22 protein-coding genes are annotated in these 22,033 nt (G+C 42.4%); 15 read left to right on the forward strand and 7 right to left on the reverse strand.

Features of this window, described 5'->3' with window-relative positions:
- Window positions 1-2 precede the first annotated feature (2 nt).
- Window positions 3-1,112 carry an endonuclease/exonuclease/phosphatase family protein gene (locus F946_RS03525; protein ID WP_004978959.1) on the forward strand — a complete coding sequence of 370 codons (1,110 nt, stop codon included), beginning with the start codon at window positions 3-5 and terminating at the stop codon, window positions 1,110-1,112.
- A gap of 288 nt (window positions 1,113-1,400) precedes the next feature.
- Here the strand turns inward: F946_RS03525 and F946_RS03530 are convergent, their stop codons facing one another.
- Entirely contained in the window at window positions 1,401-2,339 is a 939-nt protein-coding gene (locus tag F946_RS03530) for an LpxL/LpxP family acyltransferase (protein ID WP_004978961.1), read from the reverse strand.
- A 288-nt stretch (window positions 2,340-2,627) separates the two neighbouring features.
- Between F946_RS03530 and F946_RS03535 the strand changes: the two genes are divergently transcribed.
- Window positions 2,628-3,503: a DUF2971 domain-containing protein gene (locus F946_RS03535; RefSeq protein ID WP_004978964.1), complete on the forward strand. Its 876-nt coding sequence runs from the start codon at window positions 2,628-2,630 to the stop codon at window positions 3,501-3,503.
- A gap of 101 nt (window positions 3,504-3,604) precedes the next feature.
- Here the strand turns inward: F946_RS03535 and F946_RS03540 are convergent, their stop codons facing one another.
- The gene (locus F946_RS03540) at window positions 3,605-5,491 is read right to left on the reverse strand and encodes an ATP-binding cassette domain-containing protein (RefSeq protein ID WP_004978967.1); all 1,887 of its coding nucleotides are present in this window, start codon (window positions 5,489-5,491) and stop codon (window positions 3,605-3,607) included.
- A gap of 35 nt (window positions 5,492-5,526) precedes the next feature.
- Here F946_RS03540 and F946_RS03545 point away from each other — a divergent pair, with 35 nt between their 5' ends.
- From F946_RS03545 to F946_RS03575, 7 genes are all read left to right on the forward strand, one after another.
- Window positions 5,527-5,772: a SlyX family protein gene (locus tag F946_RS03545; protein ID WP_004692513.1), complete on the forward strand. Its 246-nt coding sequence runs from the start codon at window positions 5,527-5,529 to the stop codon at window positions 5,770-5,772.
- 178 nt (window positions 5,773-5,950) lie between these two features.
- Window positions 5,951-6,940: a hypothetical protein gene (locus F946_RS03550; RefSeq protein WP_004978970.1), complete on the forward strand. Its 990-nt coding sequence runs from the start codon at window positions 5,951-5,953 to the stop codon at window positions 6,938-6,940.
- Between the two features lie 70 nt (window positions 6,941-7,010).
- Window positions 7,011-7,460, forward strand: a complete 450-nt coding sequence (locus tag F946_RS03555) for an ammonium transporter (RefSeq protein WP_004692510.1) — start codon at window positions 7,011-7,013, stop codon at window positions 7,458-7,460.
- 36 nt (window positions 7,461-7,496) lie between these two features.
- Window positions 7,497-10,139, forward strand: a complete 2,643-nt coding sequence (gene topA / locus F946_RS03560) for a type I DNA topoisomerase (RefSeq protein WP_004978972.1) — start codon at window positions 7,497-7,499, stop codon at window positions 10,137-10,139.
- A gap of 96 nt (window positions 10,140-10,235) precedes the next feature.
- On the forward strand, window positions 10,236-10,682 hold the full coding sequence (locus tag F946_RS03565) for an NUDIX hydrolase (protein WP_004978974.1): 447 nt from the start codon (window positions 10,236-10,238) through the stop codon (window positions 10,680-10,682).
- Window positions 10,683-10,729: 47 nt separating this feature from the next.
- A complete protein-coding gene (locus tag F946_RS03570) occupies window positions 10,730-11,488 on the forward strand; it encodes a hypothetical protein (RefSeq protein ID WP_004978976.1) in 759 nt (252 codons plus the stop codon).
- A 119-nt stretch (window positions 11,489-11,607) separates the two neighbouring features.
- Complete coding sequence (locus tag F946_RS03575) at window positions 11,608-12,177, forward strand: HdeD family acid-resistance protein (protein ID WP_004978978.1); 570 nt, start codon at window positions 11,608-11,610, stop codon at window positions 12,175-12,177.
- 85 nt (window positions 12,178-12,262) lie between these two features.
- Here F946_RS03575 and F946_RS03580 read toward each other — a convergent pair whose 3' ends face one another.
- Window positions 12,263-12,712 (reverse strand): carboxymuconolactone decarboxylase family protein, encoded by a 450-nt coding sequence (locus F946_RS03580; RefSeq protein WP_004978980.1) that lies wholly within the window; start codon window positions 12,710-12,712, stop codon window positions 12,263-12,265.
- A gap of 302 nt (window positions 12,713-13,014) precedes the next feature.
- Between F946_RS03580 and F946_RS03585 the strand changes: the two genes are divergently transcribed.
- From F946_RS03585 to F946_RS03610, 6 genes are all read left to right on the forward strand, one after another.
- Window positions 13,015-14,175: a glycerate kinase gene (locus F946_RS03585; protein ID WP_171065379.1), complete on the forward strand. Its 1,161-nt coding sequence runs from the start codon at window positions 13,015-13,017 to the stop codon at window positions 14,173-14,175.
- Between the two features lie 149 nt (window positions 14,176-14,324).
- A complete protein-coding gene (locus F946_RS03590; RefSeq protein ID WP_004978988.1) occupies window positions 14,325-16,313 on the forward strand; it encodes an ATP-dependent helicase in 1,989 nt (662 codons plus the stop codon).
- A 98-nt stretch (window positions 16,314-16,411) separates the two neighbouring features.
- A complete protein-coding gene (locus F946_RS03595) occupies window positions 16,412-16,672 on the forward strand; it encodes an RNA recognition motif domain-containing protein (protein ID WP_004692489.1) in 261 nt (86 codons plus the stop codon).
- A 13-nt stretch (window positions 16,673-16,685) separates the two neighbouring features.
- Entirely contained in the window at window positions 16,686-17,075 is a 390-nt protein-coding gene (locus F946_RS03600) for an ASCH domain-containing protein (protein WP_004978992.1), read from the forward strand.
- Window positions 17,076-17,150: 75 nt separating this feature from the next.
- A complete protein-coding gene (locus F946_RS03605; protein WP_004978994.1) occupies window positions 17,151-17,654 on the forward strand; it encodes a DUF6586 family protein in 504 nt (167 codons plus the stop codon).
- Between the two features lie 105 nt (window positions 17,655-17,759).
- Window positions 17,760-18,038 (forward strand): hypothetical protein, encoded by a 279-nt coding sequence (locus F946_RS03610; RefSeq protein ID WP_004692486.1) that lies wholly within the window; start codon window positions 17,760-17,762, stop codon window positions 18,036-18,038.
- A 57-nt stretch (window positions 18,039-18,095) separates the two neighbouring features.
- Here F946_RS03610 and F946_RS03615 read toward each other — a convergent pair whose 3' ends face one another.
- The 4 genes from F946_RS03615 to F946_RS03630 all read right to left on the reverse strand — a co-directional run bounded on the left by F946_RS03615 (window position 18,096) and on the right by F946_RS03630 (window position 21,967).
- Complete coding sequence (locus F946_RS03615) at window positions 18,096-19,811, reverse strand: cation:proton antiporter (RefSeq protein ID WP_004978997.1); 1,716 nt, start codon at window positions 19,809-19,811, stop codon at window positions 18,096-18,098.
- Window positions 19,812-19,954: 143 nt separating this feature from the next.
- Window positions 19,955-20,110 (reverse strand): 50S ribosomal protein L33, encoded by a 156-nt coding sequence (gene rpmG / locus F946_RS03620; RefSeq protein WP_003654787.1) that lies wholly within the window; start codon window positions 20,108-20,110, stop codon window positions 19,955-19,957.
- A 12-nt stretch (window positions 20,111-20,122) separates the two neighbouring features.
- Window positions 20,123-20,359, reverse strand: a complete 237-nt coding sequence (gene rpmB, locus F946_RS03625) for a 50S ribosomal protein L28 (protein ID WP_000048256.1) — start codon at window positions 20,357-20,359, stop codon at window positions 20,123-20,125.
- Between the two features lie 159 nt (window positions 20,360-20,518).
- Complete coding sequence (locus F946_RS03630; protein WP_004979000.1) at window positions 20,519-21,967, reverse strand: coniferyl aldehyde dehydrogenase; 1,449 nt, start codon at window positions 21,965-21,967, stop codon at window positions 20,519-20,521.
- Window positions 21,968-22,033: the final 66 nt, after the last annotated feature.

A 22,033-nucleotide genomic window follows, 5' to 3' on the forward strand; every position in this document is an offset into this window, starting at 1 on the left:
CTATGATCTGGGTTGAGTTGCTGGCATGTGTTGTGATTTGGTTAAGCTTCTGGTCACTGATTCCTCGAGATGAATGGTGGTTTCGAGGCGCAGATTTTCCACGCTTACAGATTTTGGCATTGGGGTTGATTGCATTTATCTTGATGTTGATTTGGGATGCACCTTGGAATTGGGTGCGTGAAGTCATTTTGCTGGGGTTAATTGCGGCAGTAGCGTACCAACTCAAAATGGTGTTGCCTTATACCTTTGTGTGGAAAAAGCAGGTGAAAACGGTTGCCAAAACAGAGTTACAGCCAGAATGCCAGATTTCTTTAATTGTGTCGAATGTACTAACGCCCAATACACAATATCACTTATTGCTGCAACAGATTCGTCAGCATCAACCGGACTTGATTTTGACTTTAGAGTCGGATGCACATTGGCAACAAGCCTTGAGTGAGCTGGAAGATGACTATCCCTATCGGGTTGCAGTGCCTTTAGATAATCTGTATGGCATGCATTTGTACAGTCGTTTAGCGCTTAAAGATATTGAAGTTAAGTTTATTTTGAGCGATGAAATTCCTTCGATTCATGCCACAGTCATTTTAAGATCAGGACAGCCAGTGCAACTGTACTGCTTACACCCGAAACCACCAAGTCCGACCGAAGCCAAAGACTCTACTTTACGTGATGCTGAATTATTGATAGTCGGGGATCAGATTAAAGATTTGGATGAGAGCTGCATTGTGATGGGGGATTTGAATGATGTGGCGTGGTCGCGTACGACACGACTTTTTCAACGGATCAGTGGGCTGCTAGACCCCCGCGTCGGACGGCATTTTGTCAATACTTTTCATGCCGACTATCCCTTACTGCGCTGGTCACTGGATCATGTTTTTCACAGTACGGATTTTGCCTTAGTGCAGATGCAGCGTTTACCACATATTGGTTCAGATCATTTCCCTGTATATGTGGTGCTTCAAACTGGTCGGGTGTTTGAGCAAGCACAAGAAGAGCTAGAGCAAACCGAAGCCGATGAGCAAGAAGCGCAGGAGGCGATTGAAGATGGAATTGAGAAAGCGGAACGAGAAGGTAAGCAGGTGACAGATAAAATTGCCAAAGATTACCAGTAAATATAGGGGCGCTCGGATTTCATCACTGTAGGATATGGCTTACAGGGATTTGGGAATCTGACGAATGGTTAGTCATTTGGTATCCCCGTATTCTAGTCTCATCAGCAGATGGAGCGGGAATGGATCATCCCAGTATGGAAGTTGAAGCTGATGGAAATCATCATGGATATGATGTAGGTATGGAATGCCACCGAATAAAACAAGAATAACGTTGAAAGCACAACCTCATGTACCCGAGTTTTGCAGGACGCAGAACTCGGGTTCTACTTTTTAAGCAGCCCTTTTTTGTTAAGAATAAATCTTGTCATAGCCTGCAGGGCGAGTTTTAAAGCGACGGTGGAACCACATATATTGAGTCGGAGCAATACGGAGTTGATTTTCAATAATTTGATTCACGCGTGTCGCATCATCGACTTCATCTTCGCTGGGTAAGTTTTCCACCGCAGGTTCAATCAACACTTTGTATTGTGGGTTTTTAATGTCCCCATCACGATAAAAATACAGAGGGATAGCCGCAGCCTTGGTCATTTTCAATAAGCGACGATGTGCTGTAACGGTCGCTGCGGGAACGCCAAAAAAAGGTGCCATAACACCTTGTTTTAAACCAAAGTCTTGATCTGGACTATACCAAATGGCATGGCCATTTTTTAAGTTGCGGACCAAACCACGCATGTCATCATGATCAATTTGATGTGCATAAATGGTGGCACGGGAGCGGTAGATGAGCATATCCAGCAACGGATTATTTTGTGGGCGATACACCACATCCGGTTCAAAATACTGCGCGCATAGATAACCACCCGCATCGAGCAAAGTAGAGTGGGTTCCTAAAAGCAGTGCACCTTTGCCTTCTGCCTGTGCTTTTTGAATATGTTCTAAACCTTCAATGCTGACACGGCCAGTAAACCACTTTGGGCTGTACCACGCATTTAGCGTTTCAAAGACCCCCAGCATTTGATCGACAAAAACCAGACGTGCATTTTCAAGGACTTCTTGGGCTGACCATTCAGGGAAACACACTTCCAGATTACGAACGGTAGTTTTACGTCGCGACTTCAGATATTTAAAACTGAGATTGCCTAAGAGGGTTGCCAGTCGGTGTTGAATTGCCCATGGAAGAATCGCCAATATCATGAGAAAGACGATACCAATCCAAACGCCCCAATATTTGGGATGCAGAAAAGACCACTGAAATTCACCGGGTTGATAGTCTGGCTTCGAACTCATAAATTGCGATAAAGGCTGAAAAAAGAATGTTTCGAGTTTAGCATGAAGCGAGTTTTAAAGGATGAAATGAAGTTGCCTTCCAAACAGCTCATATGCTTTTAGCATTATTTCCTTTGCTATTTTATGTTGAAAGTAAATTTTGTAAGGTCTATTTTAGTTTTTGACTTGCTCAAATGTTGTTTACTCTCAAAGCTATATATTAAGATATTTCTTTAACTCTATATCTTAATATAATAGATTGCATATCTTTGATTTCTTCTTAATCCTTTGTAAAAACGTTAGTGTAGAATGGTGAATTTAGAAAATATCTTACTTGCTACAATGCAAGAAACTTCAACAGATGAATACCAAAATCAATTTGTTGATATAAAGTGTGATGATCAATATTATTATTTATATAAGCATTTAAGCTTTGATCCAAATCTATATGTCCTCAATTTATTTAGAAAACTTCAACTTAAATTTACACATCCAGACAGTTTTAATGATCCTTATGACTGCATGGCATCGATAGAATTTGATGACATCCCGCAATCGAATCATGAAGAATTACAAAAACGGTTTTCTAAAAGCATTAAGTCTAATTTATCTGTAACTTGTTTTAATAATAATCCTTTGAATATGTTGATGTGGTCGCATTATGCCCAAAGTCACACAGGTTTTTTAGTTGAATTTAAGATTCCACATCCGACCATAGAGTGGGTACATACAGCGTTTAATGTGCAACCAGTGAAATACCAAAACGAATTTCCTAAATTGTCATTAGCAATGTTAAATCCGTCTAATTTTTTTGATGATGCTAAAGTAATGCTAGATTTTGTAACAAATCAATATTTAGTAAAATCCAAAGATTGGCAATATGAAAATGAATTCAGAACACTAGCTCATGATTATGACCCTAATAACTTTAATTCACTATTAAAAATAATACCTCCTGAATATATTTCATCTGTGATTTTAGGAGCAAAATTAGAGGAAGAAGATCTAAATAAGAAGGAAATAATAGCTGCAATTTCATTTTTTAATAAAGAGTTCAAACAAGATGTAAAAGTTTATCAAGCATCATTGAAACTAAATAGTTTTAGAATAGTTGTAAAAGATCATCCGATATTAGACAGAAAAACAAAAACATTGAAAGACTTTCTATTCCCTACTATGGGTTGATCAAAATGAATCATAGCTGATATAAATCTGTTCTTAAAAAATAATACATTTCCATAAAAAACTCCGGATTGCGCGGAGTTTTTTATGGAGCTTATGAAAAATTATTTGGTTAAATTTTCCAGTTCTTCCCAACGTTCCAGTTTTTCCAGCAATAGCTCATCAATTTCAGTCAAACGATTCGATAAGGTCATTGCCTTGTCTGCATTTGAAATAAATAATGAACCATCTGCGAGTAATGCATTGATTTCAGCTTGCTCTTTCTCCAGCGCTTCCATTTCGGCAGGTAGTTGTTCAAGCGCACGCTGATCTTTATAGCTGAGTTTGGCTTTTTTAGGCGCAGCATCTGCTTTTGCAAGTGCTTTTTTCACATCACTTTTTTGATCGACGACTTTGTCATCTGGACGCTGTTCAAGATAATCTTGATAACCACCAATGTATTCATCAATATGACCTTTACCATCAAACACCCAAGTTGATGTGACGACATTGTCCATAAAGGCACGGTCATGCGAGATCAACAACAATGTACCTTTGTAGCCACCGAGCATTTCTTCAAGAAGCTCTAAAGTCACCATATCTAAGTCATTGGTCGGCTCATCCATCACGATTAAGTTGGATGGCTTAAGCAATAATTTTGCAAGTAAGATACGGTTGCGTTCACCGCCTGACAAGGCTTTTACTGGGGTACGTGCACGTTCTGGTGAGAATAAGAAATCTTGTAAATAGCTGTAGATGTGGCGACGGTTACCATTGACATCGACAAAATCTGAACCTTCAGAGACGTTATCCTTCACCGATTTTTCAAGATCAAGTGCATTACGTAATTGGTCAAAATAAGCCACTTCAAGCTGTGTACCTGTTTTGACTGATCCGCCATGCTCAATCTCACCCAAAATAGCTTTGATGAGCGTAGTTTTACCGACACCGTTATCACCGACGAGACCAATACGATCGCCACGAAGCACCAATGCAGAGAAGTCTTTGATAATAGGTTCTTGATTGCCAAAAGCCACACTGAGATGTTCAATATCGAAGACCAATTTACCTGAGCGATTGGCATCTTGCGTCGCCATGCTGACTTTGCCTTGTTGTGAACGGCGTGCTTTCGATTGTTCACGTAATTCTTTTAGGGCACGAACACGACCTTCGTTACGGGTACGACGGGCTTTAATCCCTTGGCGAATCCATACTTCTTCTTCAGCTAAGCGCTTATCAAAAAGAGCATTTTGCTTTTCTTCTGCTTCCATCTGCATTGCTTTTAGTTCGAGGTAGCGTGAATAGTTACCCTCGTAACTGCGCAAAGTGCCACGGTCGAGCTCTACAATACGAGTTGCAATACTGTCAACAAATGAACGGTCATGCGAGATGAACAGTAAAGTTAAATTATTTTGATCGAGTAGAAATTTTTCTAACCATTCAATACTTTCAACGTCCAAATGGTTGGTTGGTTCGTCCAGTAATAGTACATCGGGTTGGGTGAGGAGTGCACGAGCAAGCAGCACACGACGCTTACGACCACCCGATAAATCAGCCAAATCAGCATCTGGGTCTAGGCCCATTTTGCTTAAAATGGAATTGACTTTGGTTTCTAAAGCCCAGCCATCTAACATATCCATTTTATGTTGCAAGTTACCCATACGGTCGCATGCATCCATATCACCCAATACACAAGCATCACTGGCTTCATGATAGGCTCTGAGCACATCTGCGGCTTCACCTGCGCCGTCTGCCACGATATCCGCCACTTTACCCGAGTCCATCGGCACATCTTGCGCCAACATGGAAATGGTGATGCCGTTTTGCAGAGAAACTTCACCAGAATCGGGTAATAAACTTCCCTCGATCAGTTTAAGTAAAGTAGACTTACCTTCACCATTACGACCAATTAAACACACTCGTTCACCGCGCTCCAATGAAAAGTTCGCGCCGTCGAGCAAGGCAGGTCCACCAAACGCAAGTTGGACATCCCTTAAAGTAATATAGGCCATAATGTTTCCTGAAAAATCTCAAATGAGGACTTGAAGTGTCTAAACAACAAAATATTGATAATCAAGCGCCATTGTCCGCACCCATTGAAGATTTGCAAGTCCGAATTGCATTTTTAGATGATTTAGTTGAACAGCTCAATGAACAATTGGTGATTCAAGGGCTGGAAATTGCTGATTTAAAAAAACAAATGCAAATTTTGTATCAACGTGTTGAATCTTCAGATTTGTCCGATGGAATTGCGACATTTGACCCGATGGCTGATCGTCCGCCACATTATTAAGTTCATTTGCTGTCTTGGGCTAAAAAATGCTGTGATGTGGGTTATGGATATTGCTGAGTCTTGTCTCTTTTTTGTTTTACCCAACTCAAAGCTCGATTTGACTGACGAAATCATTTGACCTTTGATGCAGTTCCTACTCTAATACCCGCTTTCTGGTGCATCCCATAAAAACTGTCCTATGACTCAAAAAGTTGTTCTTCTTGACCTTGAAAATAATGTTCCGACGGCTAAATTGTTGCGCGAGATTGTGGAGCATTATCCGACTTTGTATTTGTTTCATTGCCAAGGTCAATTTGAGTATGCATTGCAAGATTTGACGGAACTGGCTGCTTGGATCAGTAGTGGTCAAGTGGTGATTTTAGACACGCCCAAAGCCGAGCAAAAAGAGTTCGAATATGCCGTGGTGGTGGGGCAGTTAATGGCTTTGCTTGAGCCAGAAACGCAGGTTGAAATTATCTCTGCGGTCAATACAGCAGAGATACTTTTGGACTTAATGCAATCTTCGCATATTCAGAGCAATTTGATCCTCATTCAGTCTGAAGTGTTACCAAGTCAACGTCATCTTCCCAGTTTAGACAGCATCAAAAATCAGCCTTATTTAAAAATGGTCAAAAAATATTGTGATGCTTTGGGGAAAATATCAGGTAAGCCGAACACATTGGACGGTCTAAAAAATTCAATAAGTAATATTTTGCAACTCGTGCCTGAAAAGACGCAGCGGGTGGTGGGGATGTTGATTAATCTTAAAATCATCAAACGCTATGATGAGCAAATTCGCTTTCGTAAAAAAGTGTTGAAGCAGTGGTTGGCACTGAATTTAGATGAACAAGACCCAATTTCACAGCCGCAAAGCATGCAGCAAGCGCTACAGCAATTGCAAAAAGACAGTGTAGTAGATGTGCTTGAACCAACTACAGATAAGCAGTCCCCGCAACAAGAGTTGTTTAAAAACTTTGCACAGATTGACCCTGTACAGCTTGAGGTCGCACGAAAACTGCGCGAGTTAAAAACCAATAAACCCAAAGATATCTATGCACTACGTGATTTGCTTGAGCAAATGTTTCCGAAGTCTGATGTGCGTATGTTACTGAAAGAGTTACTCGATAAAGGCTATATTTACTGGAATGGACATGAAGTTCTATATAGTCATGAAATGTTCTTAAATTAATTTTATCGTTCAAACTTGCGTTTTATATTGTGCTTATGCAACTCTAATAAAGGAATAAAAAGGTTGTGCTATGGAAAATACTGGAATTTGGGTTGTCGGATTTATCATCTTATTCATCCTCGGCTCGATTTTTGGACTTCGTGTAAGTCCAAGAGAGAAAGCTTTAGGTGAAATGCGTGATAAAGCGCGCAAGATGGGTTTACACCCGCGTTTAGTCGCTGCACCTGACTGGACGAAAATACCAATGGCTTCGGAAAACCGGGCCAGTATGGTGGCGTACTACAGTGTCCTGATTCCAGAAGCACGCCTACCTTTAATGCGCGCTCGCGTTGTTGATCAACAGCTTGAGCTCATTACAGGTGATGACAAGTTTAAACATTTACCCATTGAATTAAAGGGTATTTATGCTATTGATATGCAAGCAAACTGCGTGGGACTCTATTGGGATGAGCATTCTGACTTAAGAGCAACCCAGTTAGATGCCATGAAAGCATATTTACAGTCTTTGGCTGAACTTTAATTTTACAGACCCATTGAAACAGGATTAACGGTTAATATGGCGAAAGCTCCTCGGTCCACATCCAAAAGTACTACAGCAGATTCTCCTGAGGCTGGGAAAAAGCGTGCTTTAGTGATTGTGGAGTCGCCTGCAAAAGCGAAAACAATCAATAAATATTTAGGCTCGAATTACATTGTGAAGTCGTCTGTGGGTCACGTGCGTGATTTACCTACAGGTGGTTCTAGTAAGACTGCAGAAAAGAAGCCAGCAACACGAACCAAACTGACCGATGCTCAGAAAGCTGAAAAAGCACAAAATGCACTGGTCAATCGTATGGGGGTTGATCCTGAGCATGACTGGAAAGCACATTATGAAGTGCTTCCAGGCAAAGAGCATGTGGTTGCTGAACTGAAAAAGCTTGCTTCGCAAGTTGACGAGGTCTATCTCGCAACGGACTTGGACCGTGAAGGAGAAGCAATTGCTTGGCATTTAAAAGAAGTGATTGGTGGCGATGACTCACGTTATCAACGTGTGGTGTTCAACGAAATCACCAAAAATGCCATTCAAGATGCATTTAAGCATCCAGCACGCCTTGATATCGATAAAGTTAATGCACAACAAGCACGCCGCTTTTTAGACCGTGTTGTCGGCTTTATGATTTCGCCCTTACTTTGGGAAAAAATTGCTCGTGGTTTATCGGCAGGTCGTGTTCAGTCTGTCGCAGTTAAACTGGTGGTTGAGCGTGAGCGTGAAATTCGTGCGTTTATTCCCGAAGAATACTGGCAAGTTTTTGCAGACACTAAGTCTCAGACCGATGAGATTCGTTTAGAAGCCGTCAAACAAGCAGGTAAAGCCTTAAAGCTACGTAATAAAGCCGATACCGATGCTTTACTAAAGCTCATTAAAGACGCAGATTACAAAGTTTCAGCACGTGAAGATAAACCGACCAAGGTGAATCCGAGCGCGCCGTATATCACCTCGACTTTACAACAAGCAGCCAGTACACGTCTGGGTTTTTCTGTGAAGAAAACCATGATGTTGGCGCAGCGTTTGTATGAAGCGGGTTTTATTACCTATATGCGTACCGACTCGACCTTTTTGAGTGACGATGCGGTGAATATGGTACGTCATCATATTGAGACCGAGTTTGGTGCGAAATATCTGCCTGCTAAGCCGAACCGCTATGGTAACAAAGCCGGTGCACAAGAAGCCCACGAAGCGATTCGTCCATCGAATGTGGCGTTAAAAGGCGACAGTTTGGTGGGTGTGGAACGTGATGCACAACGTTTGTATGATTTGATCTGGCGTCAATTCGTCGCGTGTCAAATGACACCAGCAGAATACTTGTCATCGACTATTTTAGTGGATGCCAACGGTGTTGAACTTAAAGCCAAAGGTCGCACCTTAGTCTTTGACGGTTTCACTAAAGTCCGTGGTCAAAACAAGTCGGACGATGATGTGTTATTGCCTGCGGTGAAAGTGGGTGAAATCCTGACGCTTGAAAAATTAGATCCATCGCAACACTTTACCAAGCCACCTGCACGTTTTACTGAAGCGTCATTGGTGAAAGAGCTTGAGAAAAAGGGCATTGGTCGTCCATCGACCTATGCGGCGATTATCTCGACCATTCAAGACCGTGGTTATGTCAAACTGGAAAACCGTCGTCTATTTGCTGAAAAAATGGGTGAGATTGTTACTGATCGTTTAGATGAAAGTTTCAATAACCTCATGAACTATGACTTTACCGCGGACTTAGAAGGTCAGCTCGATAAAGTGGCTGATGGCGAACGCAATTGGAAAGAGTTGCTTGACAGTTTCTATGGCGACTTTAAAAAACGCCTGACCAATGCGCAAGGTGAAGGCGGCATGCGCCGCAATCAACCAGTAGAGGTGGGAGCAGTTCACTGTAAAGAATGTGACCGCCCAATGCAGATTCGTACGGGAACCACAGGTGTCTTCTTAGGGTGTTCTGGCTATAACTTACCGCCGAAAGAGCGTTGTAAAGGCACGTTGAACTTAACGCCTGTTGAATCACTTGCCGCACTTTCTGATGATGATGCAGCAGAAACAGCAGATTTGATGTCGAAAAAACGCTGTCCAATCTGTGAAACTGCGATGGACAGTTATGTGATCGATGGTGGTCGTAAGCTACATGTTTGTGGTAATAACCCAGACTGTGCTGGTTTTGAGCTTGAAGAAGGTGAGTTCAAAATCAAAGGTTATGATGGCCCAACCATTCCATGTGATAAGTGTGACGGGGAAATGCAGCTGAAGACGGGTCGTTTTGGTCCTTATTTTGCTTGCTCAAGCTGTGATAACACACGTAAAGTCTTAAAAAGTGGTCAGCCTGCACCTCCGCGTGTAGACCCGATTAAGATGGAACATTTACGTTCAACTAAGCATGATGACTTTTTTGTATTACGTGATGGGGCGGCCGGTTTATTCTTGGCAGCAAGTAAGTTCCCGAAAGTACGTGAAACACGTGCACCAAAAGTTTCGGAACTTCGTAGTGTTGCCGATCAGCTCGATCCGAAGTATCAGTTTATTTTGCAAGCACCTGATGTTGACCCTGAAGGAAATCCAACTTTGGTGAAATTTAGCCGTAAGAATCAAGCGCAATATATTGGTTCGGAAACGCCTGAAGGTAAGCAAACCAAATGGTCATTGGTGTTCAATGACGGAAAATGGGTTGAAGCTTAAGTTTTAATTGCTTAGAAATAATCAAGAAATGCTCACTTTGGTGGGCATTTTTTATATGATGCACAGCGATAAATAAAAAAAGATTCTGGTTAAGGTATGATTCCTATTCGCTCTGTTGTTGTATCTGCTGTTTTACTGTCAAAAATTGAGGGTGAAATTAAACTGTTATTGATGAAGCGTGTTAAAGGTGATTATTGGTGCCATGTCGCAGGAAAGGTTGAAGAAAAGGAGACAGCCAGCCAAGCGATACTTCGCGAAATCAAAGAAGAAACAGCCATTCAGCCTCAACGTTTATTTAGTGCAGATTACATCGAGCAGTTTTATGAGCCACACTTGAATGTGATTGAAATGATTCCCGTATTTGTTGGCTTCTGTGCTGAAAACCAATCTGTTCTATTGAATCATGAACATACTGAATATCGATGGTGCAGCTTATCTGAAGCTAAAACTGTAGCTGTATTTTCAAATCAAAGAAAATTATACGACTTTATTTGGGAAAACTTTGTATTACAACAACCTATAATACATTTAGAAATTACGTAATGTGCTGATCATTGTGATAAAAAATTATTAAAAATTGGGGATCAAAGATGTGGAAAAAACTTCGTATTTTAATCTTGCTGCTGATTTTATTGGTGGTTGCTTTGAACGCTTATCGGGATCAGAACCAAGATTGGAGCAAGCCTATTATTGTATCACTCCATCCAGTTAATGCTGATGGACAAGGTACAACTCAGCAATATATACAGCAATTGACGCCTGCAAACTTAAAAGGGGTACAGGGTTATTTAGAGCAGATGTCGGCGACATATCGCGGCCAACCGATTGCGATTTACTTCCAACTGGGGCGCGAACTCAAACAGCTACCGCCGAAAGTACCTGAACAGGCAAGTTTATTGGATACGGTCTTGTGGAGTTTAAAGTTCCGTTATTATGCATGGAAAAACCATCAAGGTTCAGATGGTGCACCAACTGTTACTTTGTATTTGAACTATTATGACCCAGCACTGACTAAAGAGCTGAAACACTCGACAGCTTTGCAAAAAGGTCGCATCGGTTCAGTGAATTTATTTGCATCTAACAAGCAAACCGAGCAAAACAAAGTCGTGCTTGCACATGAGCTTTTACATGCCTTTGGTGCTAGTGATAAATACGACTTAGCCACAGGACAGCCGATGTATCCTGCGGGTTATGCTTATCCAAATCAACAACCGCTGTTCCCTCAAACCAAAGCTGAATTAATGGCTGGGCACATTCCAACCTCACAAACACAGAGTAAAATGCCTGAATCGATTGATGAAACATTGGTGAATGAGATCACTGCGATTGAAATTGGGTGGAAAAAGTAACTGTGGATAATGTTGAGTTTATCCACAGCATGGATTGATTGTGTGGATAAACTCAAACCTACAAGTTCGCTGCAAAACATGTTAAAACCAAGTGAACGAAAATCAAACTTGAGAAGAAGATGAAAACAGTCGGTAATGATTTAGTTCGCCATCAACTCCATGAAAATCGTAAATGGTATTTGGGTTTAGGGATTTTATTGGTGTTGTTTGGTTTCGTCCTTTTGGCCGCTTTGCCTTTTGCAACATTATCTGTGGTGTTTATCTTTGGCGTGTTAATGATGATAGGTGGTGTTCTACACTTCATCGCAGCCTTTAAGATTTTTGAGGGTGGCTTCCGCTGGCTATGGGCTTTGTTTGGTGTGTTGTATTTGGTTGCGGGCTATTACGCATTTACTACACCTGTGAAAACAGCCATTGTCTTGACCAGTGTTTTAGCGGTTTTCTTGATTATTGCAGGGGTCATTCGTATCTTTAATGCAATATTATTTCGAGCATTCCAAGGTTGGGGTTGGACACTTTTTTCTGGTGTTTTAACTCTGCTGGCAGGCATTATGATTTTAACCACACCAGATGCCCCATTTTGGGTGCTGGGCTTATTCCTTGCTTTTGATATTTTATTCCAAGGGATTAATTATCTGACTCTAGCGGCAGCCATTAAGCAGATTCCACCAGCAAGCCAATCTGAATAAAGCATTCTTAAAAAATAAAAGGGAGCCTCATGCAGGCTCCCTTTTTTCGTGTGCTTTATATCATGTGTAAAGCTGAATGGCATGCTTATGGATTGACGGCATATTGACTTGAAATCGCAATACGATTCCACGTGTTAATCACAATCGCGATCCATTCAATAGTGGCAATTTCTGCATCGGATAAGATTCTTGCTGCTTCTTGATACGCCGAATCGGGGAAATGCTGCTGAGCAATGAGTGTGATTTCTTCAATTAAAATCAGCGCGGCGCGTTCTTTTTCGGAAAAATATTCACTTTCTTGCCATGCACTGATGAGGGCAATCCGTTCGATTGATTCACCTGCTTTCATGGCATCTTGTGTATGCATACGCACACAGAATGCACATTGGTTAATCTGTGAGGCTCTTAGTTTCAGCAAGTGTGAAAACCCAATCTCAAGACCTGCTTGTTGGACTTTTTGCATGGATAAGTTTTCGAGTTCTAATACTGTTTTATAGAGTTCAGGTACGGCTTTTCCCAAGTTAATTCGTTCCATACATCACCTATTTTTTTAAAGAGCGTTGAATGTTTAATGATGATTTTATCGGCTAATTGATTCGCACTTTGTTTAATTTATGCATTAAAACCAAATGAACTATGGTAGTCGTTTTGGTGACAGCACAGTAAAGCTCTTCTATGTTTAAAATTAAAAAATCATTGAGGCTATTTTAACTTTATCGAAATGTACTCAACTTCAATGATAACGAACTGTGCCAAGGACAATGAAAAGAGAAAAATGCGGGCGGGAAATTTATAAATCGTGTTATTAATAAATTAAATTTTCTAAAAAAATTATGGATGATGACAACTTTTATTTTAGCGCCCGATTCATTCAAAGAAAGTATGACAGCAGAACAGGCCTGTGCGGCGATGCAGCGTGGAATTCAAAACATAATTCCTAATGCTGTATGTATACATGTGCCTATGGCCGATGGCGGCGAAGGCACAGTCGATGCTTTATTAACATCTTTAGCTGGCCAAAAAGTCGAATGTGAGGTGACAGGGCCCTTGCCATCACAACGAGTGAAAACGTATTGGGGTTTATTTGATGGCGGGCAAACGGCTGTTATTGAAATGGCCAAAGCCAATGGTATTCATCTGCTTGAGCCCGCACAGCGAAATCCATTGCTGACCACAACTTTGGGAACGGGGCAAATGATTCGGCATGCATTGGATCTAGGCGTGTCCAAAATCATTTTGGCTCTTGGAGGCAGTGTCACTAATGATGCAGGTAGTGGTATGGCACAGGCGCTTGGAGTACGCTTTTTAGATACACAAGGGCGGGACGTGCCCGTTGGTGGTGGTCATTTACGAGATATTAAACGGATTGATATGCAGGCTTTAGACCCACGCTTGCAAAAGATTCAAGTTTTAATTGCCTCCGATGTCACTAATCCGCTGTGTGGAGCACAGGGTGCATCGCATGTGTTTGGCTCGCAAAAAGGGGCGAGCGCAGAGATGATTGAGAAGTTGGATCGAAATTTGAGTCATTTTGCCGATGTGGTGGAAACACAGCTTAATCTACAGATACGTAATGTTGCAGGGGCAGGCGCCGCAGGTGGGCTAGGTTTTGGTCTAATGGCTTTTACAGGCGCTATGCTTCAGTCTGGCGCGACGTGGGTGATTGAGCAAACTCAACTGGCGGAGAAAATAAAGCAAGCCGATTATGTCTTTACTGGTGAAGGAAGTATCGACTTCCAAACCAAGTTTGGCAAAACGCCGTGGGCAGTGGCTCAGTTAGCCAAGCAGTTGAATAAACCAGTGATTGCCTTTGCTGGACGTGTCGGAGAGGATGTTGAGGCATTATTTGATGAAGGGTTTAGTCAAATTGTTTCGATCAATGAACCTGACTGTGATTTAGCAACAGCATTGAAAAACGCAGAGCAGAATTTGCAAAACAGCTGTGAGGACATCACTCGACTTTTGCTTTTAAATCATACTGAGCAAGGTGAGTTTTAATTTTTTGAGGCAGCAAGCGATTTGAGCATAAGGTCTGGGCCATAGATCTGAAGGTGTATTTTAGATAGAAATGGATAATCATTGCTGTAGCCTCATATTGAAGTCATAGATTTGTTAAACTAGTAGCATCCACGAATTGATGAGTGATTATGAGTTTAGCCAGTCTAATTGATGAATTAAACCCGCAACAAAAACAAGCTGCCACGACTGAGTCGCAACACAGTCTGGTGCTCGCAGGGGCTGGCTGTGGCAAGACGAAAACCATTGTGGCACGTGCTGCATACTTGATTGATCAAGGGATTCCTGCCAACCAAATTCAGATTTTAACCTTTACTCGTCGTTCAGCCAGTGAGATCGTGGCGCGAGTGGAGCTGGCTTTAGGTGAGCAGGCAAAAGGGCTGCGTGCTTCTACTTTTCATACTTTTTGTATGTATCTGCTGCGCCGTGTACCGAAAGCCTTTGGTTTAGAGCAGTTTTCAATTATTGATCGTGATGATCAGCTGATGATGTTTCGTCTGATTCGTGGAAAAGATGACAAGAAAAATCCGAATCAACTGCCTAAACCGCAAGAACTGTGTGATCTGTATTCTTTTGCACGAAATACGCGTCAAAAGTTGAGTGATGCCTTAGAAAAACAGCATCCTGAGCATTTGGCTTTTAAAGATCAAATTGCGGAAATCATGAAAGAGTACGAGACACGCAAGCGTGCCCGTAGTTTTTTAGATTATGACGATATTCTTGCGATCGTGGCCTCAGCACTCGACCAGTCAGACGGTTTAGCCGACTATGTGGCATCGCTCTGCAAACACATGCTGGTCGATGAAATGCAGGACACCAATCCTTTGCAGTGGGCCTTGCTTGAGCCCCTTAAAGACAAAGTGAGCCTGTTCTGCGTGGGTGATGATGCACAGTCGATTTATGGTTTCCGTGGCGCAGATTTTGAAAATATTCACCATTTTAAAGACCGTGTGCCGAATGCTCAGGTGTTTAAATTGGAGCAAAACTATCGTTCAACCCAAGAAATTTTAGACTTCTCCAATTGGCTGCTCGATCAATCTGAGATTCAATATAACAAACGCCTAGATGCTCATCGGGGTGAGGGTGTGAAGCCCCGCATGCATATTTTCCCAAATGAGTTTGATGAAGCAAAATGGATTGCGATTGACATTAAAGAGCGCCATTACTTACAAGGCAGTAAATGGTCGGATCATATGGTTTTGGTGCGTTCCAGCTTTGCAGCACGGCATATTGAGGCGGCATGTATTGCAGGCAATGTCCCCTATCGCTTTATTGGGGGCATGAAACTGCTTGAAACCGCACATGTGAAAGATTTACTGAGCTTGCTACGCGTGATTGCCAATCCTCTAGATGATATTGCATGGATGCGTTTTCTCACTTTGTGGAATGGGGTGGGGGATGTGGGTGCAAGCCGTCTTGCACAGCAACTTTTACTGGAGCCTGAGTTTGATTTGATCTTTGATAAATTAGAGAAATTTGGGCGCATACCTGCTGAAACTGTGTTGATCATGAAGCAAATGACGGTACTGAAACAGGAAGTACAGGCTTGCGTTGGTTTGGGTATTCAAGCGATTGAAGCACAATTGGCAGAAAATTATAAAAAAGACTGGAACAGACGCCAAGGTGACTTTGAATTGGTTAAACAATTGGCTTCTAAACATACCCAATTGAGTGAGTTTCTAGAGGAATATGTGCTTGATCCTGTGTCGATTTCTGAAATCGAACGCCAGTCCGATAGTGATGTCGTCACTCTGATTACCATTCACTCGGCCAAAGGTACAGAGCAAAAGGTCTGTTATGTGGTCAATGTCACCCCAGGGCAATATCCACATGCACGTGCCCAAGGTGATTTTAATGATGTCGAAGAAGAGCGTCGGGTCTTGTATGTGGCGCTGACCCGTGCGCAGAATGAGCTGATTTTAACCAAGCAAAATTTAAGTCTGTGGGCGCGAGACGTGATTGATGAACAAGGGCGCAAAGTCGAAAGTTATTTTTTGAATGATCTGACCCGAAATTTGTGTAGCATGGAAACCCATCATAAGCCTCGTCAGCAAACCGTAAAGAGTGCTTTAATTGAGCGCCAATCGATTAATTTAGATTTTGGGATTAATCTCGATTAAACTAAACAGATTACATTGTGGTATTTGTTGTGCAATGTTCAGAAAGTAGCGTAGGCGATTGCTTTTTGATGATTTTGCCTATTTTTGAAGGTTGTAAGATGAAAATTTTAGTTCGTAATTTAGAGCGTACAGTGGCTGAAGCTGAACTGCTTGAATTATTTAAGCAATACGGCACAGTTGCATCATGTAATTTAATCCTTGATGCAGCAACAGGGAAATCGAAAGGTTTTGCTTTTGTTGAAATGCCGCATGCACGTGAAGCGATTAAAGCCATTAAAGGGCTTAATACACTACGTTTGCATGGCACTGGTATTCGCGTCAAACAGGCGGAAGATAAGCCTGAGAAGCCAGAAGCATAAGTAAAAAGGAGCAATGGATGCTCCTTTTTTATGGGATAAAGTGAAAAAAATCTATCCAGCTTTATCGATTGTTGTGCCGATGGGACGACAAATCTCTCAAGGAAATAAAACCTTAGAGATCCGTTCTTGGCGACCAGAGCAATTGCCACTCAAAGATTTGATTATTGTGGAAAATAAGCACTATTTAACCCACGAGGACGATGAAGAGTTGGGGTATGCTGTTGCTATGGTTGATGTTGAGTCGATTCACTCATGGAGAGAAGACGAGCTTGATTCGGCGATGGCATCATATTGGGAAAAGGGATATTGGGCTTGGGTACTCACAAATGTGCGTCCAATCCATATTTCGATTCCTGTCATAGCAAAAAGAAAGATTTATTTTATTGAAATAGATCATGCATAATTCTTATTATGCGCTGCTGTATAGAAAGATTACTCTTAGAATTGTTATAAACGCCAAAACTTAGGAACACCCTTCATGACTCGTGTTGCCCGTTACCATGCTGATCGCACTAACCAAAAACTCTACTTTGCTCGACTTTCATGTCAACAAGCAGAACAAATTGATCATGTGCAACAAGCTCAGGCTTACCGTGAGGCTGCTGTGTTTCACTTGCATGGTGCGGTGCTTGCGTTTCTACAAGAGTTGGTCCGTTACTACCGCTTAAATGACTTTACCCCGACCTTGAAGTCCATAGAAGAGCATATGGCAGCTAAGGGCCAAGTCTCGCCTGAAGTGACTGTAATGCAACAACTGTCGAAAGAAGGTTTCATTGCAGAGTTAAAACGTGCTTATCGCTTGTGTCAGTATGCGCCAGAGCCAAGTACACCTGAACCTGAGTCAGAAACTTCATCCAATCTGATCATCAAAGTCACTCAAACCCCTCAGGCATGGTTACCCGATACCAAAATTTTACGTGAGTGGCATCGAGACTTAACGGCGTTGATCGATGGCTTTCGGAATGAGATGGTTGAATTCTAAAAGCGATGACCAGCGCTTGAAGTTTGAAAATTTGTCCTTATATCAATAAGTCTAAGCGAAGCAAAGTGCAACTGCCTTTGCCACCATGTTGAACATGGAGGAAATATGTCTATAGAACAATTGAAAGAATTATTTGGAAATCAAGAAGCCATTTTAGAATTGGTTCAACTTGAAGGTGGTGAGCTCGCACTACGTAACGCAGGTTCGGAGAGTGCACCTTTAGTCACGATCCAGTTTAATGAAGAGCTCAAAGCATTATTGGGCGACCAGACAACTGTCGTTGCTCAGCAGATGGTGCAAGCGGCTTTATACGGCTTACTTGAAAAACAAGTGGGCGAGTGGCAAGCGGAAGTGGTGGATGAAAAGCCACAGTTCTTCAGCTAAGTCGAATAAGAAAAAACGCACTGAACAGTGCGTTTTTTTGTATCCAGTGTTGGTTCCTTAGTGGGTGGGTGCTTGATGATGTGCAATCTGAATTTGATTTAAAATATGATTGCTCATATTTTTCGCCATTTCCTCTTTTGCAAAATAAACTTCACCAATTTGATCGCGACGAATCACTTCGGCTTCTTCTTTACTTTCTGCACATACTAAGACCTGAATCTCAGGATTGAGGGTTTTGGCAATATCCACGATTTTATGAATATCTAAAATATCCATCGGGGAAAGTACCAACAGGCGCGCATGTTGAATATGGGCTTGAATCAGTACGCCAGGGTCTGTCGCCATCCCAGAAACAGCCGCAATGCCTTTTTCACGCAGGTTTTCTACAATTTCACGGTTTTCTTCCGCAATCACCACTTTAATGTCTTCAGCCATCAATTGTTTGGTAATGCGACGCCCCACTTCACCATGTCCAACAATCACTACTTGATCACGTAAGTAGTCTTGTGAAACTTCATCAGGCAGCATTGCCAGTGGGTCACCACTACGCTCCAGTAAGCGTGCTAGATGCGAGCGTTCGCGAATCCAACGTTGTACAGGCTCAATTGCGGAGAACACAAAACTGTTTAAGGTGATGGAGATGAGTGCTCCTGCCAAAATTAGATTTTGCCCTTCTAGGGACAAGAGTTTAAGTGAAACCCCGAGTGTGGCTAAGATGAAGGAAAACTCACCAATTTGTGCCAGTGAAGCACCGACGGTGAGTGCCGTATTGATGGGGTAGCGGAAAAAGAGCACCAGTGCCATAGCGGCAATGGTTTTGCCGACCATAATAATTGCAACGACTGCAAGCACATGCACAGGTTGTTCCACTAAGATGCGTGGGTCAAATAACATGCCCACTGCAACAAAGAACAAAATGGCAAAAATTTCACGTAGAGGGAGGGTTTCTTCTTCGGCACGGTGGCTAAAGTCAGACTCTTTAACGACCATCCCGGCAAAGAAAGCGCCCAGCGCCATGGAAACACCGAAAATTTTGTACGCGCCAAAGGCGATTGAGACCGCAGCAGCCACCACGGTTAAGGTAAACAGTTCACGTGAACCAAGTCGAGCAACAAATTGCATGATCATTGGAACAAGACGTTTCCCGATGATCAGCATAAAAGCGATGAAGCCTACTACTTTAAGTAAGGTAATGCCTAAGGTAAGCCAAATGTTGTCATCAGCACCGCCTGCAAGGGCTTCTCCACCGAGTAGAGCTGCTGTTGCGGGTAAGAGTACCAACACCAAGACCATGACCAGATCTTCAACCAAGAGCCAGCCTACGGCAATTTTACCGTTGACCGAATTGAGTAGACCACGGTCTCCCAGTGCTTTGAGTAATACCACTGTACTGGCACAAGACAGGCTTAAGCCGAAGACCAAAGCAGAGCCAAAACTCCACCCCCAGATCATACTGACGCCTATTCCGAGCAGGGTCGCGACAGCAATCTGTAAAATAGCACCAGGCAATGCAATGCGTCGAACTTGTAATAAGTCATTGAGGGAAAAATGCATGCCCACACCAAACATGAGGAACATGACCCCAAGTTCAGCCAATTGGTTCGCCAAATGAATGTCTGCGACAATACCGGGAGTATTGGGGCTAATAATGATACCCGCGATCAGATAACCAATGAGTGGGGGAAGGCGTAAGCGTACGGCAAGATAGCCGAAAATGAGCGCAAGCCCAAAACCGACAGCAAGTAATATAATGAGATCTACGTCATGAGGCACTAAAAACTCCTTAAGCAAAAGTTAAGGGTGAAAAAGAAGCAAAGCACAAAAGGTGCCAAAAGAGATTAAAAGTTTAACAAGTCGAACGAAAAAAAAGCAAAAAAAACGACCTAAAGCAGGTCGTTTTTTTCAAAAAACTAAAATTATTTAATTTTAGCTTCTTTGAAGATTACGTGTTGACGAATTTTTGGATCAAATTTTTTGATTTCCATTTTTTCCGGCATAGTACGTTTGTTCTTAGTTGTGGTATAGAAATAACCTGTACCAGCAGTAGAAACTAGGCGAATTTTATCACGCATGGTTCAGACTCCTTAGATCTTTTGACCTTGAGCACGTAGGTCAGCAACAACCTTCTCGATACCCAATTTGTCGATAATACGCATACCTTTTGTAGTTAGACGAAGACGTACGAAACGTTTTTCGCTTTCTAACCAGAAACGGTGGTGATGCAGGTTCGGCTCGAACCGGCGTTTGGTTTTGTTATTGGCGTGCGAGACGTTGTTGCCAACGACTGGACGCTTGCCGGTAACTTGGCAAACCTTAGACATGGTGAACTCCATTGCTAGACAGCACCGATTGTGCGCTAGTTATTAAGTAAACGGATGAAATCATTCAAGGGGCGTTTTATACCAAAAATGCGCTTAAAAGACAAGCGATTTTCATTAAAACTAGGCATGAACCCGTGCGATAGGTCATGCCTTGATCATTTAGCGAAGAAGGGTCTTTGAAATCAACTTGTGAATTGGTTTGTTGAACGGTGGGAGAATGAATTTCAAGCTATATAACTTGGGATTCGACATCACTGACCGTTCATGCGACAAACTGAAGAAACCTTCTGGACCATGATATTTCCCCATACCTGATGCACCAACGCCACCAAATGGTAAATCGTCTTGTGCGACATGGGTCAAAACCGTGTTTTGTCCGAAATGCCCTGAATGAGTACGCTGTGCGACATAATCTGCACGCGCCTGATCAAAGTCGAAGTAGTATAATGCAAGTGGACGCGGACGGCTATTAATAAACTCGATAACATCGTCTATTTGATCATATTCCATGATCGGTAGCAGTGGTCCAAAGATTTCCTCTTGCATAATACGCATGTCAGGCGTGACCCCAGTTAACAGTGTAGGGGGCACTTTACGTGTATCGGAGAAGGTTTCATGGGCTGGGTTGATTTCAACCACCTGCGCTCCATGCTCACGTGCATTTTCAAGATAACCTTGCAAGCGGTTGTATTGGCGGTCATTAATAATCGAGGTGTAGTCTGGATTATGCAGAATGTCGGGATACATCTCTTCCACACACTCGCGGAAGTGCTCAATGAACTCGGCAGTTTTACCTTTAGGCAAGAACATATAGTCGGGTGCCACACAGGTTTGACCCGCATTCCACAGTTTACCTGCAGCAATCCGCTGCGCAACATCCCGTAAATGAATAGAAGGATGTACTAATACCGGGGATTTTCCGCCAAGTTCGAGGATTAGTGGAACGAGGTTCTCTGCCGCAGCAGCCATAACGGTTTTACCGACATTGGTTGAACCTGTGAAAATCAGTTTGTCAAAAGCCAGACGACAAAAGGCATCTGAAATTGCACCACCACCATTGGTCACGGAAACTAACTCTTGAGGAAAGGCTTCGGAGAGTGCTTTTTCAAGAATGCGACCAAAGTTACCCGATGAACTGGAAATTTTGATCATGGCATGGTTGCCTGCTGCCAAAGCACAAATCAGGGGGCCAATCGAGAGTAATAAAGGATAGTTCCATGGGGTAATAATGCCGATCACACCTAAAGGTTGATATTGCACCCATGCTTTAGCCGGTTGGTGAATGATTGAAACGTGACGTTTCGAGGGTTTCATCCACGTGGTTAAATGCTTGCTATAATATTTGATGTGTTCAAGGCAGGTAAGTAATTCCCCAATTTTAGTTTCACTGGTGGAACGGTTGCCGTAGTCTTGATTAATTGCCTCTGCAAATTGATCTTGATACTTAACTAAGATACGCTTAAGTCGTGCCAAACGGTCGATACGCTCTTTTGCTGTTGGCAATGGATAACGTAAATAAGCGTGCTTTTGCTGTTCAAGCACATCATGTAGGTGCTGAATATCATAAGAATGTGGTGTCAATGAAGTTGTTTTTGTTTGACTGTTCATGCCGCACTACCATTTCAAATTTCAATTTATGTTTAATTTTTAGAGTAATTGCTCTAATTAGTCAAG

It is taken from the genome of Acinetobacter johnsonii ANC 3681 (assembly GCF_000368805.1).
Classification (GTDB): domain Bacteria; phylum Pseudomonadota; class Gammaproteobacteria; order Pseudomonadales; family Moraxellaceae; genus Acinetobacter; species Acinetobacter johnsonii.